Below are 15,667 nucleotides of genomic sequence, written 5' to 3' on the forward strand. Positions count from 1 at the left end.
CGCCTGCCGCAACCGGCAGGCGCTTCCCCGCACAATGCACCGTTAATTCAGCGTATCAATGTGATAATTCACTGCAGCTAATCATCCACTCCGGTCAATCGTTCTTTTTCGTCCAGAAATTTCTATAAAAATGTGACAAAGATCGCATCGATAACACGGTGTTAAAGATCTGTGATTTCTTTACTGAATTTATCAACCGCAATGTTATTTTCTGCTTCGCCATTCAACACATTCAACCACCCTGTGTTTATAAACCGGGCTTTATCACTGGATAATTAACTGGAAAGCAGAATATATCACCACAACCACTTTGCGGGCGGTGTTAGAAAGATAATTGAGCTGTTAATTTTGGTGTACTGAAATTTAACTCTGGATGCTGTTTAAGCGAGGCGGTTATTATTCTGCGAACAAGATATGTAACAGATTATTGCAAAGGTCTTGTTTGAGAGACCAGGATAGTGAACATTACCCGCCGTTTCCCCTCCTTATAACAACAAGCGACTGCCCGCAATGGCATCACGCTGAGTTTTTTTCCCATTAATATGGGACGTAAAAAAAGAGGTATATGTGTCGACTGCAAACAATAAACCAACCGAAAGCGTTAGTATCAACGCTTTTAAACAACCGAAATCGTTCTATCTGATCTTTTCCATAGAATTATGGGAGCGTTTTGGTTTTTATGGCCTGCAAGGGATCATGGCTGTCTATCTGGTGAAACAACTGGGTATGTCAGAAGCGGATTCCATTACCCTTTTCTCTTCCTTTAGCGCCCTGGTCTATGGCCTGGTGTCTATTGGCGGCTGGCTGGGTGATAAAGTTCTCGGTACTAAGCGCGTTATCCTGTTAGGCGCTATTGTACTGGCGATCGGTTATGCGCTGGTTGCATGGTCTGGTCATGACGCCACTATCGTTTACATCGGTATGGCGACCATCGCCGTGGGTAACGGCCTGTTTAAAGCCAACCCGTCCTCCCTGCTTTCTACCTGCTATGCGAAGGATGACCCGCGTCTCGATGGCGCTTTCACCATGTACTATATGGCGATTAACATCGGTTCGTTCTTCTCAATGCTGGCGACTCCGTGGCTTGCCGCGCATTACGGCTGGAGCGTTGCTTTCGCGCTGAGCGTGGTGGGTATGCTGATCACCGTGGTCAACTTCCTGTTCTGCCGCGCATGGGTGAAAGAGTACGGTTCTCAGCCGGACTTCCAGCCGGTGCACTTCGGCAAACTGCTGGCCACGCTGGCAGGCGTTGTGGTGCTGATCACCATCGCGACCTGGTTGCTGCATAACCAGGGTATCGCGCGTATGGCGCTGGCCTTCATCGCTCTGGGCATCGTGTTTATCTTCGGTAAAGAAGCCTTTGCCATGCAGGGCGCAGCACGTCGTAAAATGATCGTGGCATTCATTCTGATGCTGGAAGCGATTGTGTTCTTCGTACTGTATAGCCAGATGCCGACCTCGCTGAACTTCTTCGCTATCCGTAACGTTGAGCATGCGATTCTGGGTATCTCTTTTGAGCCGGAACAGTATCAGGCACTGAACCCGTTCTGGATCATGATTGGTAGCCCGATTCTGGCCGCTATCTATAACAAGATGGGCGACCGTCTGCCGATGCCGCATAAATTCGCCATCGGTATGGTGCTGTGCTCCGGCGCATTCCTGATCCTGCCGGTGGGCACTAAATTCGCCAGCGATGCCGGTATCGTCTCCGTTAACTGGCTGATTGCCAGCTATGCGCTGCAGAGCTTCGGTGAGTTGATGATTTCTGGTCTGGGCCTGGCGATGGTTGCGCAACTGGTTCCGCAACGTCTGATGGGCTTCATCATGGGTAGCTGGTTCCTGACTACCGCTGGCGCTAACCTGATTGGCGGCTACGTCGCTAACATGATGGCGGTGCCGGAAAACGTGACCGATCCGTTGCAGTCGCTGGAAGTGTATGGCCGCGTGTTTATGCAAATCGGTATCGCTACCGCGGTGATTGCTGCCATCATGATCCTGACTGCGCCGAAACTGAACCGCATGACCCAGGACGACGAAAAAACGGCCAAAGCGACCGATACCGCTACCGCGTAATCCTCCTCGCTTGATGAAAGCTCGCTTCGGCGAGCTTTTTTTTTGACACTATCGGTCACACAATTTTCCTCAAAACGCCTGAATCCTAACGCGTTACTGTGTAGTATCAGTAAATCTCGATCCCCCAATGCGTTAAGGAAATGTCCATGAAACTGTTTTATAAACCCGGCGCGTGCTCCCTCTCTCCGCATATCGCGCTGCGTGAGGCTGGCCTTGATTTCACGATGGAAAAAGTCGATTTAGCGGCGAAAACCACCGAGCACGGCGCAGACTATCTGGCGATTAACCCGAAAGGCCAGGTTCCGGCGATACAGCTTGAAGATGGTTCACTGTTGACTGAAGGCGTCGCCATTGTGCAGTTTATCGCGGATAAAGTGCCTGACCGCCAGTTGCTCGCCCCTGCGGGCAGCATGACGCGCTACCATACCCTGGAGTGGCTGAACTATATCGCCACCGAACTGCACAAAGGCTTTACGCCGCTGTTCCGCCCGGATACGCCGGAAGAGTTTAAACCTATCGCCCGCAAGGCGCTGGAGAAGAAGTTCCAGTACATCGACGATGAACTGGCTGATAAGCAGTGGTTGCTGGGGCTGCGCTTCACCGTCGCGGATGCCTATCTGTTTACCGTGCTGCGCTGGGCCTATGCCCTTAAGCTGGATATGAGTGCGTTTTCCCATATCGCGAGCTATATGGAGCGCGTCAAAGCGCGTCCTGGCGTGGCGGCAGCGCTGGCTGCGGAAGGGATTGCCTGATTCTGATTGCCTGCGATGCCTCCGCCCGGAGGCATCGCGTTAAATAACTACACCACGCTGGCGGTAAAACGCACCTCGGGTTGAGCAATCTGCTCCTGCGCGGCAACCACCTGCAGTTCGTACTCTTTCATCTCTTTGGTTACCGCCATTACGCCGTAGACAGCAGCCGTGACGTGCTCCAGCGCATCGCGCAATGTCGCGCCTTGTAACAGCTTCACCAACAGCAGTCCGCTGGTCACGTCGCCGACGCCTACCGGCTGACGCGCGCCGAAATCCACCAGCGGACGGCTGATATGCAGCGCCTCGTCAGCGGTGACCAACAGCATTTCGAATTTATCCAGCCGGTAACCTGCTCGCGCCAGGTGCTTAATCAGCACGATTTGCGGGCCCTGCGCGATCAGCTCACGGGCTGCGCTAACGGCTTGTTCAACGTTATTTACCGCATGGCCGGTGAGGATCTCCAGCTCGATTAAATTTGGCGCGATGATGTCGCTGGCAGGCATGGCGTAACGGGTATGGAATTCCGCCACGCCAGGCGCGACGATACAGCCCTTTTCCGGATGGCCCATCACCGGGTCGCAGAAGTACTTCGCCGCCGGATTGGCGGCTTTGACCTGGCGAACGATAGCGAGGATCTGCTCGCCCTGCTCCGCCGATCCTAAATAACCGCTGAGCACCGCATCGCAGCGCTGAAGCTGGCCAATATCGGCGATGCCCTGGACAATGTCGCTCAGGTGGTTTGCTGGCATTACACAGCCGGTCCACTGCCCGTATTGGGTGTGATTTGAAAACTGAACGGTATTCAGCGGCCAGACGTTTGCGCCAAGGCGACGCATCGGGAATTCCGCGGCGCTGTTGCCGGCATGGCCGAACACCACGTGGGATTGAATCGCGAGGATGTTTTTCATCTCTGTTTCCAACAACTTTTGTGACTACAACAGGCTTCATTCAGGCAAAAGAAAAGGGCGTGGTTTCCCACGCCCTGTGCAATCTCGTTATTACTTCCAGCAGACCAGGCAGTAATTCTTTTTGCCGCGACGTAATAAGGTGTAGCGGCCAAACAGTTTATCAGCCTCGCTGAAGCTGTATTCCGGGTCGGACTGTTTTTCACCGTTGATGGTGACCGCGTTAGAGGCGATGGTTTTGCGCGCCTGCCCGCGGGACGGTTGCAGATCGGAATCGACCAGCGCCTGCTGTAAATCCGCGCCTGCCGCCAGTTCAACCATGGGTACGCCGTCCTGCGCCAGCTGTTCAAAATCCGCTTCGCTCAGAGAGCTCAGATTGCCGTTGAACAGACTCTCGGTAATGCGTTTCGCCGCCACCAGGCCTTCTTCGCCGTGCACCAGACGAGTCACTTCATCCGCCAGCACGTACTGCGCGCGCGGGGCTTTGCCGCTGGTTTTGTCTTCCTGCTCCAGCGCATTGATCGCCTCGAGATCCATAAAGGTGAAAAACTTCAGGAAGCGGTAAACATCGGCGTCAGCGGTGTTGATCCAGAACTGGTAGAATTTGTACGGGCTGGTTTTCTTCGGATCTAACCACACCGCGCCACCTTCGGTTTTCCCGAATTTAGTACCGTCGGCTTTGGTGATCAGCGGAACCGTCAGGCCAAACACCTGGTTCTGGTGCAAACGGCGAGTCAGGTCGATACCGGACGTGATGTTACCCCACTGGTCGGAGCCGCCAATCTGCAGCGCCACGCCGTGCAGTTCATTCAGGCAGGCGAAGTCGTAACCCTGCAGCAGGTTATAGGAGAACTCGGTAAAGGAGATACCCACGTCATCGCGGTTAAGACGCTGCTTAACGGCTTCTTTGTTAATCATCTGGTTAACAGAGAAGTGCTTGCCGATGTCGCGCAGAAAGGTCAGCACGTTCATCTTGCCGAACCAGTCATAGTTATTGGCGGCAATCGCGGCGTTGCTGCCACAGTCGAAATCCAGGAACGGGGCGACCTGTTTACGGATTTTATCCACCCACTCCTGTACGGTTTCTTCGGTATTCAGCTTGCGTTCCGCGGCTTTAAAGCTCGGATCGCCGATCAGACCGGTTGCGCCGCCCACCAGCGCTACCGGCTTATGCCCTGCCTGCTGGAAACGCTTCAGGCACAGCAGAGGAACCAGATGGCCCAAATGCAAGCTATCGGCGGTCGGATCGAAGCCGCAATAGAGTGCAATTGGCCCTTGCGCCAGTCGCTCTGCTAACGCTTCCTCATCCGTCACCTGGGCCACAAGGCCCCGCTCTTGCAATTGTTTAATCAAATTGCTGGTTGCCATCAATTTCTCCATGTATTTACGACTGCACCTGTGCCGGTACACGGCTCTTCGCCCACTGGCGAAAAATAAAAGGACTCATATCCCCTAAATACTTCGAGTTGCAGAAAGGCGGCAAGTGAGTGAATCCCAACAGCTTACAAAAGTAAGTGACTGAGATGACAAATCTGCCGGGAGCAGATTTGAACAGCGCTTGCGCTGGCCCCGAAGGGGCGAGGCCCACGGTGGGCCGAGTAATCAACGCAGCCAACGCATCTGCAACTTGAAATATGACGGGTATAGAATAAAGCGCTCGCAACGGGAGTACCAGCGCTTAAAGAATAAAACCAATACTCAGGGCGCCAGCCTGTCTATTTTCCAGGCATCAGCGTCGCGCTGGTATAAAAAACGGTCGTGCAGACGGTGTTCACCGCCCTGCCAGAACTCCATTTGCTCAATCGACACGCGAAAACCGCCCCAGAAGCTGGGCAACGGGATCTCGCCCTGCTGAAATTTTTGCTTCAGCTCAAGGAATTTACTTTCCAGGATGCCGCGCGCGGAGATGCGGCTGGACTGCTTCGACACCCAGGCGCCGATTTGGCTGTCGCGCGGGCGGCTGTGGAAGTACTTCATCACTTCCAGGGTAGACAGGCGTTCGGCCTGGCCAATCACCATCACCTGGCGTTCCAGCATGTGCCACGGGAACAGCAGGCTGATGCGCGGGTTGTGCTCGATCTGGTGCGCTTTACGGCTGCCAAGGTTGGTGTAGAACACTAACCCGCGCTCGTCATAATGCTTGAGCAGAACAATACGCTGATAAGGCTGATTGTTTTCATCAACCGTGGCGACCACCATAGCGGTAGGATCCGCCAGTTTGGCTTCGCAGGCCTGGCCAAGCCATTTTTCAAACAGCGCTAACGGTTGGTCGGGCAAATCATGACGACGTAAACCGCCTTTCGTGTATTCGCGGCGTAAATGCGCGATCTGTTGCAGGGCATCGTTGTCAGACATAGTGATTCTTAGAGGAGTTTTCGGGTGGCGTTATTGTGCGCCCCACCCGATAAAATCTCAACGCTTAGGGTTTTGTAACTGGCAGTTATTCAACACGATGCGATCTTTGTCGTAAACCGTGGCGCTGTCGCCCTTAGACCAGAAAACATAAATGCCATCAGTATAGCGCGCGCCGGAGGCGGAGAGCCCCTGCTTCAGGGTTAGCGGTTTATCATCGTAAACGAAGCTGACTTCCTGGCGGGTATTATTAAGACTGACGGTGAGCGGTTTTTCATCGCACTGATACTCAAGCGTATCGGTATGCATGCGTTCGACGAAGTTGTTGTAGGTTGAGCAACCCGCCAGCAGCGTGGGGAGTAAAACGACAAGTAATTTTTTCATGGGCGTATCCTGAATCAATCTGTTCCCTGGAGAAACAAATTCTCCACGTACCGATCAGTCTATCGTTTACGCCCGTTGGGCAATTTAAGTTAACTCTGATAGTTCAGGGGATTGGCAGGAAAAATCGCCCCTAATACCGTTGCATTTGCGGCCCCGGTCACAGAAGGCAAATTGCCGGGCAAACCATTGAGGGTGCGCCAGGCGAGCCAGGCAAAAGCCAGCGCCTCCATATCGTCACCGCTAATGCCCGCTTTATCGGTCGTGGTGACTTCGGTACCCGGCAACAGGCTGGACAGACGCGACATCACCAGCGGGTTTCGCCCCCCGCCGCCGCACACCAGCACGCGCTCGCAGCCGCCGCACAGTAAAATTTGTTCTGCGATAGTGACTGCCGTTAGTTCGGCCAGGGTCGCCTGCACATCCTGCGCTTTTACGCCGGGGAAGTTCGCCAGATGGCGCTCCAGCCAGCCGTAGTTGAAATACTCGCGGCCAGTGCTCTTGGGTGCTGGCGCGGAAAAGTACGGGTCGCTGAGCATTTGCTGCAATAAAGGAAGAATAACGCTGCCGCTGCTCGCCCATTGGGCATCCTTATCATAAGGTTTACCGCACTGACGCCATATCCAGGCATCCATCAGCATATTGCCTGGCCCGGTGTCATAGCCTCTGACCGGCGCGCCGGGGAACAGCATAGAGATATTGGCGATACCGCCAATATTCAGCACCATGCGTTTTTCAGTGGGATGAGCCAGCAACGCATGATGAAACGCGGGCACCAATGGCGCGCCCTGCCCGCCGAGCGCGACATCGCGCCGCCGGAAATCGCCGACCACGGTCACGCCGGTACGGGCAACGATTTGATTGTTATCGCCGATCTGCAACGTGTGCGGCGCATCGCCCTGCGGCTCATGCCACACGGTTTGCCCGTGGCAGCCAATCGCCACAATGTCCTCAGGGCGCAAATTTTCCTGCTTCATCAATGCCAGTACCGCATCGGCAAACAGGCGTCCCAGCCGGGTATCCAGTTGACCAAACTGAGAGAGCGTCAACTGCTGCCCCTGACACACCGCCAGTACGGCCTCTTTCAGGGTGTGCGGAATGGGCCACGACAGACTCGCCAGCTGGGCAACCCTGTTTTCATCAATGATCGCCAAAACCACATCCACCCCATCAAGGCTGGTGCCTGACATCACTCCAACATATCGACCCGATTTCATACTTAATCCTTGTTATCCCGCCATTGCCCATCACTGAATCATAACCCCCCTGATTTCGCCACGTTTAATTAGCAACGTAACGGAGGTCGCCTGTAAAGAAACGTGTAGATTGTGTCCTGGGCGGCAGTATCACCGATGTTTAGCTACGGTTAATGGAGATTCTTATATTATTTTTTTATCGACGCTCCACAATAGTGTGAAATCACCGGGTGGAGTATCTTATAATTTGCCATAAGGATGCTCATTTTGAGCGTAGCGTGGTGAACAGGAGATTTACATGATTTCACGAGTTTTGATGATTTCGCTGGTAGGCTTTACCCTGGCCGGTTGTGTGAATAACGATAGCCTTTCAGGTGATGTTTATAGCGCATCGGAAGCTAAACAGGTGCAGCGCGTCACCTATGGCACCGTTGTGAATGTGCGCCCGGTGCAGATCCAGGGCGGAGACGACAATAACGCGATCGGCGCTATCGGCGGCGCGGTACTGGGCGGTTTTCTGGGTAACACCATCGGCGGCGGCACCGGCCGTTCTCTGGCTACTGCCGCAGGCGCAGTGGCAGGCGGCGTAGCCGGCCAGGGCGTACAGGGCGCGATGAACAAAACCCAGGGTGTCGAACTGGAAATTCGTAAAGACGACGGCGACACCATCATGGTTGTTCAGAAACAGGGCGCAACCAAGTTCTCCCCCGGTCAGCGTGTGGTCATGGCGAATAAAGGCAGCCAGGTTACCGTATCTCCGCGTTAATCCTTATTCCGGGAGCGGCTGTTCAGCCGCTCTTTTGTCTGACGCATATTATTTTATTGTTCCCTACTCTTATTTCAGATAAACCCCTATAATAATCTCAACCGTGTTCAGTAAAGCTATCGCAATTTTATAAATAAATCTGCGAACATCATGCTTAAACTGTTCATCAGAGCGCCGCCGCTTATTATCACATTCATTTATATTTTCATTAACAGTTTTTTGATGAGAATTAATTCATCCTTAAAATAACACAGCCAGTTTAGCAATGACGTTTATTGCCCATGCTTAAGGCATCGAAAATGCGCAAAAAAAAGATGACGCCGTTCACAAAAAAATTAATGTTCACGCTATTTAGCCTTTCCTTTTTTTTGATTTTACATATTTTATTCACCCATCACTTTAACTACTCTACACAATTATCTCCGGTACTTTACCCGGGGTTAACAATATTATTAATGGTACTCCACCTGTTGATTGCCAGCTTATTATTTATGCGGGTTTATTGTGACAGTAAGCGGTTTTATCTGGTGGCGATTGCCTTTGGTTTTCTCGGCTCTTCGCTACTGATGACCGGTACGCTCGCCAGCCTGTCCGCCTGGTATACTAACCAACGGGGAGGTGCCGACAGTTATAATAACGTGGCGATTTTTATGATGTTCCGCAACATCTTGCTGGCCTCTATGTGTTGCTGTACCGCCTTGTTTTACGCCCTGCGCATACGTGCCGAATCCACGATAACGCGCCGGGCAGGCTTTACGCTGGTAATCGGTGTTACGGCAACGCTGATGCTGCTGGGTTATACCTTTTCCAGTTTCGGCCCGGTACTTTCAGTGGATTTAATCGATGAGAACTCCTTAACCTGGCTGCCGATATGGCATGGTAAAATTGCCTGGTGCATAATGGCTTTATGGTTTACTGCACTCGCGTTGATCATTCATTTCACGCAACTGAAAAATTTACTTTGGCTGGGGCTGGCCATTTTATGCGCATGCAATATCGGCACGATTATTATTATGCTGTCGGACTCGCGCACCAATAGTCTGGCCTGGTTCTATTCCCGAATCTTTGAAACCGTTTCGACGTTGATAATTTTGCTGGTGCTGTTATGTGATGTGTTTCAACTTTATCAACGTTCGTATCAGAAATACCAAATTTCCTATCATGATGCCCTGCACGATACATTAAGCGGTCTTTATAATCGGCGGTTTTTGTTTGAACAAGCCCAGCTCGAGTTAAAAAACGCCAGCGCTGTGAATCCCCTTTCTTTCGTGTTATGCGATATTGATTATTTTAAACGTATTAACGATTGTTACGGTCACCTACAGGGCGATAAGGTTATTAACTTTGTCGGGCAACTTTTAATGAACGCGGTACGTAGCCATGATGTCGCCGCCAGAACCGGGGGCGACGAATTTGTGCTGCTGCTTATCAGCACGAATAATCAGAATGCCATGAACATCGCCCAGCGTATCCAGGCGCATATTGCGGTGCAAGACGCTGTCAGCAGCCAGAGTGCTTTACCGGAGCCAGTGACCCTGAGCATGGGGGTCTATACCGCAACGGAGCCAAATTACACCATCGAAGAGTGCCTCGAACGCGCCGATAAAGCGATGTATTGCGCGAAGCAACAAGGCCGTAACCGGGTTGGGAATGACCAATAAGGAAAAGGCCTCGTGAACACGAGGCCTTTGATTAATCCTGGCCGTGAAGCCGGATGATGTTCTTCTCAATCCGTTCGATAAGATTGATTAACAGTTCCAGCTCCTGCTGGCTGATACCGCCGAGGATTTCGCCCCGGGTTTTGCGGATCACATCTTCCATTTCAGTGATGATGGGCGCCGCTTTTTCAGTCAGCTTAATGCGTTTTGCGCGTCTGTCGTTAGCACAGGTGTGACGGGCAATCAGCCCCTTCTCTTCCAGTTGGTCCAGGGTACGCACCAGCGATGGCTGTTCGATGCCGATCGCTTTAGCCAGTTGTATTTGCGATTGATCGGGCGGCAACTCGTGAATGTTATGCAATGTGACCCAGTGGGTTTGCGTCAACTCCAGAGGTTTCAGGCGATGGTCAATCAGAGCACGCCATATGCGTACCAGCCGCGCCAGATCAGAACCGAGTGGCGATTCCAATTTCATCTCCTTATAATTAGCTTGCTAACTTATTATACTGATTTTAAACTTAGTGTGCAGCATTTATATGTCTAAAACAAATTACTGATTTATCTGCCGCTTCGCGCAAAGTCTATAATTTGATTTTACAACCTGTCAGGGAAACAGCGTGTTATGGCCGTTATGATTAGGGTTAATCCGAAGTGAAACTGTTATCTATGCCGCCCGGTATGCCGCTCCAGGATGTGGTGGTTGGCGCCTCTGTCTATTTCCCCCCGATTTTTAAAGCGGTGTTTATCGGCCTGTTTATCTGGCTTATCGTGCATCGCTTAGTGCGTAACTGGCTCTATTCAGGCGCAGTCTGGCACCCAACGCTGATGGATTTATCGCTGTTTGTCCTGTCGGTATGCGGCGGGATGTTTCTTCTGACTACAGGGCTGTTTTGATAATGAAGACCGTGAAGTACTTTTCCACCCTGATTGTTCTGGCGGCGGCCCTTCTGGCCGGCTGGTGGCTGTGGAACTATTACATGCAGTCTCCCTGGACGCGCGACGGGAAAGTGCGCGCTGAACTGGTGGATATATCGCCCCAGGTCGGCGGCACCATCACGCAAATCGATGTGCGCGATAATCAATTTGTCAAAGCTGGCGCGCCGCTGTTCAGCATAGACGCCACGCCGTTCCACATTGCGGTACTCAACGCGCAAGCGCAGCTGGCCCATGCCCAGTCCGACCTGGCGAAAGCGCAGAATGAAGCCAACCGCCGCCAGCATCTGCCGCAAAACTATATTTCCGCCGAAGAGTTAGATAGCGCCACCATCAATGTGAAAGCCATGCAGGCCGCCGTGAATGTGGCAAAGGCCTCGCTGGAGCAGGCCCAATGGCAACTCTCCCAGACCAGGGTGACCGCGCCGGTTGACGGCTGGGTGACCAATCTGTCGGTACGCGTCGGTAACTACGCTTCCACGGGCGCGCCGGTTTTTGCGTTAATCGACAGCCACTCTTTTTACGTTGTCGGCTATTTTGAAGAGACCAAACTTCGCCATATCGCCCCGGGCGCAACGGCCAGAATCACCCTGCTCAATAACGATACGCCGCTTACCGGCCGCGTTGAGAGCATTGGCCGGGCTATTTACGATCAAAGTGTGGAAACCGACAGTGGGCTGGTGCCTGACGTCAAACCCAATGTGCCCTGGGTCAGGCTGGCTCAGCGGGTGCCGGTACGTTTCGAACTGCAAAACGTACCGGATAACGCGCTGTTAGTTTCCGGCACCACCTGCACCATCGCTATCGAGCAATAATCCATGATTCCCGGCTGGCTTGACTGGCAACGCACGCCCTGGGGCAAAGCATCGGGCAACCAGTGGCGCTATGCCCTGCGCAACGCGATTGCCATGTGCCTTGCGCTGAGTATCGCCTACGCGCTCGATCTGGATGAACCTTACTGGGCCATGACTTCGGCCGCCGTGGTGAGTTTCCCGACTCCCGGCGGCGTAATCAGTAAAAGCCTTGGCCGCGTGGTGGGCAGTCTGATCGGTGCCAGCGCATCGCTGATGATTGCCGGAAGCACGCTCAACGATCCGTGGTTTTTTTCACTTTCCATGGCCGGCTGGCTGGCGCTATGTACATGGACGTCCAGCCATTTTCATAATAACGCTGCCTATGCCGCCCAGCTGGCGGGTTATACCGCCGCGATCATCGCCTTTACCATGGTGAACACCGTGGAAACCACCCAGCTCTGGGATATCGCCCAGGCCAGGGTTTGTGAAGTGCTGATCGGCATCGCCTGCGGCGGTTTTATGATGATGGTACTGCCCAGCACCTCTGATGGCAGTACGCTGCTGGTCTCCCTGAAAACCCAGCACGCACGGCTGTTGGAACATGCCAGTTTGCTCTGGCAGCCGGAAACCACCGACGCGATGCGCACCGCTCACCAGGGAATGATTAGCCAGATTTTGACGTTGAATATTTTGCGTATCCAGGCGTTCTGGAGTCATTACCGGTTTCGTCAAAACAACAATCTGCTTAATGCCATCCTGCATCAACAGTTACGGTTGACCAGCACCATTTCCGGCCTGCGCCGTTTAATCATTAACTGGCACGATATGCCGCCACATATCGCTGCGCTACAGAGCGATCTGCTGGCGGAACTGGCGCGTGATAAGCCGGATCGTTACCGCATTGCACGCCTGCTGGCGCTGTGCCTGCCCGAGAAAAGTAATGATTATCGGCACCTCGCGTACTGGCAGCGCCTGCGCTATTTTTGCCACACCTATCTAGGGGTCAATCATCAACGGGTGGCGCTGGAAAACGATCGCGCAGGCATCGACGTACCCGCGCCGAAAACCGCCTCGCTCACCCGCCATGCCGATATTGCCGAAGCGTTGTGGAATGCGTTACGCACATTTTGCGTCATCACCTTGGGCTGCGCCTGGACAATAACGGCGCAATGGGATGCCGGCAGCTCCGCCCTGACCATGATCGCCATCTGCTGCGTACTTTACTCCTCGTCGCCCTCCCCGCATCAGTCGTTGTCCCTGCTGATGCGCACCCTGATTTTGCTGTCACTGTTTAGCTTCGCGGTAAAATTCGGCCTGATGATCCGGGTCACCGAATTGTGGGAATTCCTGCTGTTTTTATTTCCCCTGCTCGCCACCATGCAGTTAATGAAGCTCCAGCAGCCCAAATTCGCTGGCCTTTGGGGGCAATTGATTGTTTTTATGGGTTCCTTTATCGCGGTGACCAACCCGCCGGTGTATGACTTTGGTGATTTTCTTAACGATAACCTCGCCAAAATCATCGGCGTTGGCCTGGCCTGGATGGCGTTCTCGATCCTGAAACCCGGCTCGGACACGCGCAAAGGCCGCCGCCATATTCGGGCGCTGCGCCGGGGATTTATCGATCAGTTAAGCCGTAAACCCGAGTACAGCGAGAGCGAATTCGAATCGCTGGTTTATCATCACATCCACCAGCTAAGCCAGGCGAAAGAGGAGACCGCCCGCCGCTGGCTGCTGCGCTGGGGCGTGGTATTACTTAACTGTTCACATGTGGTATGGGCGCTACGCGCCTGGGAAGCGCGTTCCGATCCGCTGGCGCAGGTGCGGGATGTCTGCATCAGCACGTTGCGCAACGTAATGAGCGAGCGCGGCATTCAGAAAAAACCGCTTGGGGTCGCGTTGAATGAGTTGCAGCGCTATGCCGAGGTGTTAGCCAGGCGTAACGATCCGGCTGCGGTGGAATTAGCGGCGTTAATTTGGCGATTGTACTGCTCGCTAAAACAGCTGGAACAAGCGCCGACAGCGGACAATCCCGCTAACGGCGCACCGGCTGCTATTTTATAACGCCGCAGGCAAAGCGTGCCCCGCCACCGCCAAGCGGTTCCGGTTTATCAGACATGTTATCGCCGCCGACGTGGATCATCAGCGCTTTGCCTTTTACTTCATCCAGTTTTTTCAGGCGTGGCGCGGTCACCGCTTCTTTCGCGTTGCCGTCTTTATCCACTAACAGCACCGGGAGATCCCCAATATGGCCTGCGCCCTCTGGGCCCTGGTGCTTACCTGTGCTTTGCGGGTCGAGGTGGCCCCCCGCCGCTTCAGCAGCGGACGGCTTACCGTTTTTCATCGCTGGTTCGCAGCTGCCGTTGGCGTGGATGTGGAAACCGCGCTCGCCGGGCGGCAGCGCTTTTAGATCGGGGGTGAATTTCAGGCCGTTGTCGGTCTCTTCGATTTCGACTTCACCGATGGACTGGCCAATGCCCTGAGGCGTAACCAGATGCATCTCGACGTCTTCACTGGCTGCCTGGGCTGCGCCGCAGGCAAACAGAACGACCATTGCCAGACTGATCTTTTTCATCGTGCCTCCTGATTCATGAATTTGCCTGTTAAGTCTAGAACATAGGCAAGATTCGAACCGGGAGGCGACGATTTTAGGAATTACGGCACATCGTAACCCAGCGCGGCTTTACGGATGCGGAACCACTGCTGGCGGGTCATTTCCAGCGACAACGCCTGGATGGCGGAACGAACGCGTTCGATTTTCCCCGAGCCGATAATCGGCAGCGGCTGTGACGGCAGGCGCATCACCCACGCATACACCACCTGTTCGATAGTTTGCGCGCCGATCTCCTGGGCAACCTGTTGCAGTTCGTCACGCAGCGGCTGGAACGATTCGTCATTAAACAAACGGCCGCCGCCGAGGCAGGACCACGCCATCGGGCGAATGCGCAGCTGTTGCAACTGGTCAAGCGTGCCGTCCAGCAGCAACGGCTGATGAACCGGAGAAATTTCCACCTGGTTGGTCGCCAGAGTAAACGGCAGACGCGACTGGAGCAGCGAGAACTGCGCCGGGGTAAAGTTCGATACGCCGAAGTGGCGCACTTTGCCCGCCTGATGCAATTGCAAAAAGGCCTCGGCCACGTCATCCGCATCCATCAGCGGGTCCGGACGGTGGATCAGCAGCAGATCGAGATGCTCCACGGCGAGATTCTTCAGCGACTTTTCGGCGCTTTCAACAATATGCGCGCGGTCGGTGATGTAGTGACCGATTTTGTTTTCCGCTTTGGCAGTGGTGGCGATGCCGCACTTAGTGACAATTTCCATTCTGTCGCGCAATTGCGGCGCCAGCTTTAACGCTTCGCCAAACGCGGCTTCACACTGGTAGCCGCCGTAGATATCGGCGTGGTCGACGGTGGTGATCCCCAAATCGAGATGTTGTTCGATAAAGCTGAGCAGCTCGCGCGGCGACATATTCCAGTCCATCAGCCGCCAGTAGCCCATCACCAGACGCGAAAACTCCGGGCCTTGCGGTGCAAGGGTAATTCGCTGAACCATCTTAATTTCCTCGACGAATAAATAAAGGCTGAGTATACGTGACTGTGCGGGCTAGAAAAGTGAAGGTTGTTGCGGTTCATCATCCTGCGAGGTTTTACTGGCGCGCAGTTTACGCAGCCAGCGCTGGCGGCACAGGCGTAGCACCTCCTGCTTCTGGGCGTCGCTCATCGCTTGCCAGTTGAAGCGCTCGTCCCGGCTGCGCATACAGCCGCGGCAAAAGCCCTTTTCATCGGACTGGCAAATCCCGCGACACGGGCTTGGGATCGGGAAAAACTCGAGTTGCTCGGCCACTGGCCCTCCGGATTGAA

The 15,667-nt window shown here is 53.8% G+C and carries 16 protein-coding genes; 7 read left to right on the forward strand and 9 right to left on the reverse strand.

The genetic code is table 11. From position 1 onward, the window contains the following. Positions 1 to 567: 567 nt before the first annotated feature. Positions 568 to 2,073: a dipeptide/tripeptide permease DtpA gene (dtpA, locus tag FHW74_RS00605; RefSeq protein ID WP_183168666.1), complete on the forward strand. Its 1,506-nt coding sequence runs from the start codon at positions 568 to 570 to the stop codon at positions 2,071 to 2,073. A gap of 146 nt (positions 2,074 to 2,219) precedes the next feature. Continuing rightward, positions 2,220 to 2,825, forward strand: coding sequence for a glutathione transferase GstA (gstA, locus tag FHW74_RS00610; RefSeq protein WP_183168667.1), 606 nt, complete (start codon positions 2,220 to 2,222; stop codon positions 2,823 to 2,825). A 47-nt stretch (positions 2,826 to 2,872) separates the two neighbouring features. Here the strand turns inward: gstA and pdxY are convergent, their stop codons facing one another. The 5 genes from pdxY to anmK form a co-directional block, all read right to left on the reverse strand. Continuing rightward, positions 2,873 to 3,733, reverse strand: a complete 861-nt coding sequence (gene pdxY / locus FHW74_RS00615; protein WP_183168668.1) for a pyridoxal kinase PdxY — start codon at positions 3,731 to 3,733, stop codon at positions 2,873 to 2,875. Positions 3,734 to 3,823: 90 nt separating this feature from the next. Further along, positions 3,824 to 5,098, reverse strand: a complete 1,275-nt coding sequence (gene tyrS / locus FHW74_RS00620) for a tyrosine--tRNA ligase (protein WP_183168669.1) — start codon at positions 5,096 to 5,098, stop codon at positions 3,824 to 3,826. A 330-nt stretch (positions 5,099 to 5,428) separates the two neighbouring features. Next, positions 5,429 to 6,085 (reverse strand): pyridoxamine 5'-phosphate oxidase, encoded by a 657-nt coding sequence (pdxH, locus tag FHW74_RS00625; protein WP_161660125.1) that lies wholly within the window; start codon positions 6,083 to 6,085, stop codon positions 5,429 to 5,431. Positions 6,086 to 6,142: 57 nt separating this feature from the next. Beyond that, a complete protein-coding gene (gene mliC, locus FHW74_RS00630) occupies positions 6,143 to 6,466 on the reverse strand; it encodes a C-type lysozyme inhibitor (protein ID WP_183168670.1) in 324 nt (107 codons plus the stop codon). An 89-nt stretch (positions 6,467 to 6,555) separates the two neighbouring features. Then, positions 6,556 to 7,680 carry an anhydro-N-acetylmuramic acid kinase gene (gene anmK, locus FHW74_RS00635; protein WP_183168671.1) on the reverse strand — a complete coding sequence of 375 codons (1,125 nt, stop codon included), beginning with the start codon at positions 7,678 to 7,680 and terminating at the stop codon, positions 6,556 to 6,558. A gap of 277 nt (positions 7,681 to 7,957) precedes the next feature. On the opposite strand from anmK, the gene slyB reads away from it, so the two are divergent. Together slyB and FHW74_RS00645 are read left to right on the forward strand one after the other, a co-directional pair. Beyond that, positions 7,958 to 8,425, forward strand: coding sequence for an outer membrane lipoprotein SlyB (gene slyB, locus FHW74_RS00640; RefSeq protein ID WP_183168672.1), 468 nt, complete (start codon positions 7,958 to 7,960; stop codon positions 8,423 to 8,425). A 338-nt stretch (positions 8,426 to 8,763) separates the two neighbouring features. Then, a complete protein-coding gene (locus tag FHW74_RS00645; protein ID WP_255459850.1) occupies positions 8,764 to 10,086 on the forward strand; it encodes a GGDEF domain-containing protein in 1,323 nt (440 codons plus the stop codon). 31 nt (positions 10,087 to 10,117) lie between these two features. On the opposite strand, the gene slyA is transcribed toward FHW74_RS00645, so the two are convergent. Then, positions 10,118 to 10,558 carry a transcriptional regulator SlyA gene (slyA, locus tag FHW74_RS00650; protein WP_183168674.1) on the reverse strand — a complete coding sequence of 147 codons (441 nt, stop codon included), beginning with the start codon at positions 10,556 to 10,558 and terminating at the stop codon, positions 10,118 to 10,120. Positions 10,559 to 10,749: 191 nt separating this feature from the next. Here slyA and FHW74_RS00655 point away from each other — a divergent pair, with 191 nt between their 5' ends. The 3 genes from FHW74_RS00655 to FHW74_RS00665 are packed head-to-tail and all read left to right on the forward strand — an operon-like array spanning position 10,750 to position 13,871. Continuing rightward, positions 10,750 to 10,977, forward strand: a complete 228-nt coding sequence (locus tag FHW74_RS00655; protein WP_125293574.1) for a DUF1656 domain-containing protein — start codon at positions 10,750 to 10,752, stop codon at positions 10,975 to 10,977. After that, positions 10,974 to 11,831, forward strand: a complete 858-nt coding sequence (locus FHW74_RS00660; RefSeq protein WP_183168675.1) for an HlyD family secretion protein — start codon at positions 10,974 to 10,976, stop codon at positions 11,829 to 11,831. The genes FHW74_RS00655 and FHW74_RS00660 overlap by 4 nt, the downstream gene beginning before the upstream one ends. Before the next feature lie 3 nt (positions 11,832 to 11,834). Next, the gene (locus FHW74_RS00665) at positions 11,835 to 13,871 is read left to right on the forward strand and encodes an FUSC family protein (RefSeq protein WP_183168676.1); all 2,037 of its coding nucleotides are present in this window, start codon (positions 11,835 to 11,837) and stop codon (positions 13,869 to 13,871) included. Here the strand turns inward: FHW74_RS00665 and sodC are convergent. The 3 genes from sodC to FHW74_RS22790 form a co-directional block, all read right to left on the reverse strand. Further along, positions 13,861 to 14,382, reverse strand: a complete 522-nt coding sequence (gene sodC, locus FHW74_RS00670; protein ID WP_183168677.1) for a superoxide dismutase [Cu-Zn] SodC — start codon at positions 14,380 to 14,382, stop codon at positions 13,861 to 13,863. The genes FHW74_RS00665 and sodC overlap by 11 nt on opposite strands. An 80-nt stretch (positions 14,383 to 14,462) precedes the next feature. After that, positions 14,463 to 15,359, reverse strand: coding sequence for an aldo/keto reductase family oxidoreductase (locus tag FHW74_RS00675; protein ID WP_183168678.1), 897 nt, complete (start codon positions 15,357 to 15,359; stop codon positions 14,463 to 14,465). Positions 15,360 to 15,410: 51 nt separating this feature from the next. Then, on the reverse strand, positions 15,411 to 15,650 hold the full coding sequence (locus tag FHW74_RS22790) for a DUF1289 domain-containing protein (RefSeq protein WP_183168679.1): 240 nt from the start codon (positions 15,648 to 15,650) through the stop codon (positions 15,411 to 15,413). Positions 15,651 to 15,667: the final 17 nt, after the last annotated feature.

The sequence above is a fragment of the Atlantibacter sp. RC6 genome (assembly GCF_014193285.1).
GTDB lineage: Bacteria > Pseudomonadota > Gammaproteobacteria > Enterobacterales > Enterobacteriaceae > Atlantibacter.

What these genes read in the sequence shown, in the direction of transcription:
- gstA (WP_183168667.1), top strand. Translation starts at nt 2,220, where the DNA reads ATGAAACTGTTTTATAAACCCGGCGCGTGCTCCCTCTCTCCGCATATC.
- pdxY (WP_183168668.1), bottom strand. Translation starts at nt 3,733, where the DNA reads ATGAAAAACATCCTCGCGATTCAATCCCACGTGGTGTTCGGCCATGCC.
- tyrS (WP_183168669.1), bottom strand. Translation starts at nt 5,098, where the DNA reads ATGGCAACCAGCAATTTGATTAAACAATTGCAAGAGCGGGGCCTTGTG.
- pdxH (WP_161660125.1), bottom strand. Translation starts at nt 6,085, where the DNA reads ATGTCTGACAACGATGCCCTGCAACAGATCGCGCATTTACGCCGCGAA.
- mliC (WP_183168670.1), bottom strand. Translation starts at nt 6,466, where the DNA reads ATGAAAAAATTACTTGTCGTTTTACTCCCCACGCTGCTGGCGGGTTGC.
- anmK (WP_183168671.1), bottom strand. Translation starts at nt 7,680, where the DNA reads ATGAAATCGGGTCGATATGTTGGAGTGATGTCAGGCACCAGCCTTGAT.
- slyB (WP_183168672.1), top strand. Translation starts at nt 7,958, where the DNA reads ATGATTTCACGAGTTTTGATGATTTCGCTGGTAGGCTTTACCCTGGCC.
- FHW74_RS00645 (WP_255459850.1), top strand. Translation starts at nt 8,764, where the DNA reads ATGTTCACGCTATTTAGCCTTTCCTTTTTTTTGATTTTACATATTTTA.
- slyA (WP_183168674.1), bottom strand. Translation starts at nt 10,558, where the DNA reads ATGAAATTGGAATCGCCACTCGGTTCTGATCTGGCGCGGCTGGTACGC.
- FHW74_RS00655 (WP_125293574.1), top strand. Translation starts at nt 10,750, where the DNA reads ATGCCGCCCGGTATGCCGCTCCAGGATGTGGTGGTTGGCGCCTCTGTC.
- FHW74_RS00665 (WP_183168676.1), top strand. Translation starts at nt 11,835, where the DNA reads ATGATTCCCGGCTGGCTTGACTGGCAACGCACGCCCTGGGGCAAAGCA.
- sodC (WP_183168677.1), bottom strand. Translation starts at nt 14,382, where the DNA reads ATGAAAAAGATCAGTCTGGCAATGGTCGTTCTGTTTGCCTGCGGCGCA.
- FHW74_RS00675 (WP_183168678.1), bottom strand. Translation starts at nt 15,359, where the DNA reads ATGGTTCAGCGAATTACCCTTGCACCGCAAGGCCCGGAGTTTTCGCGT.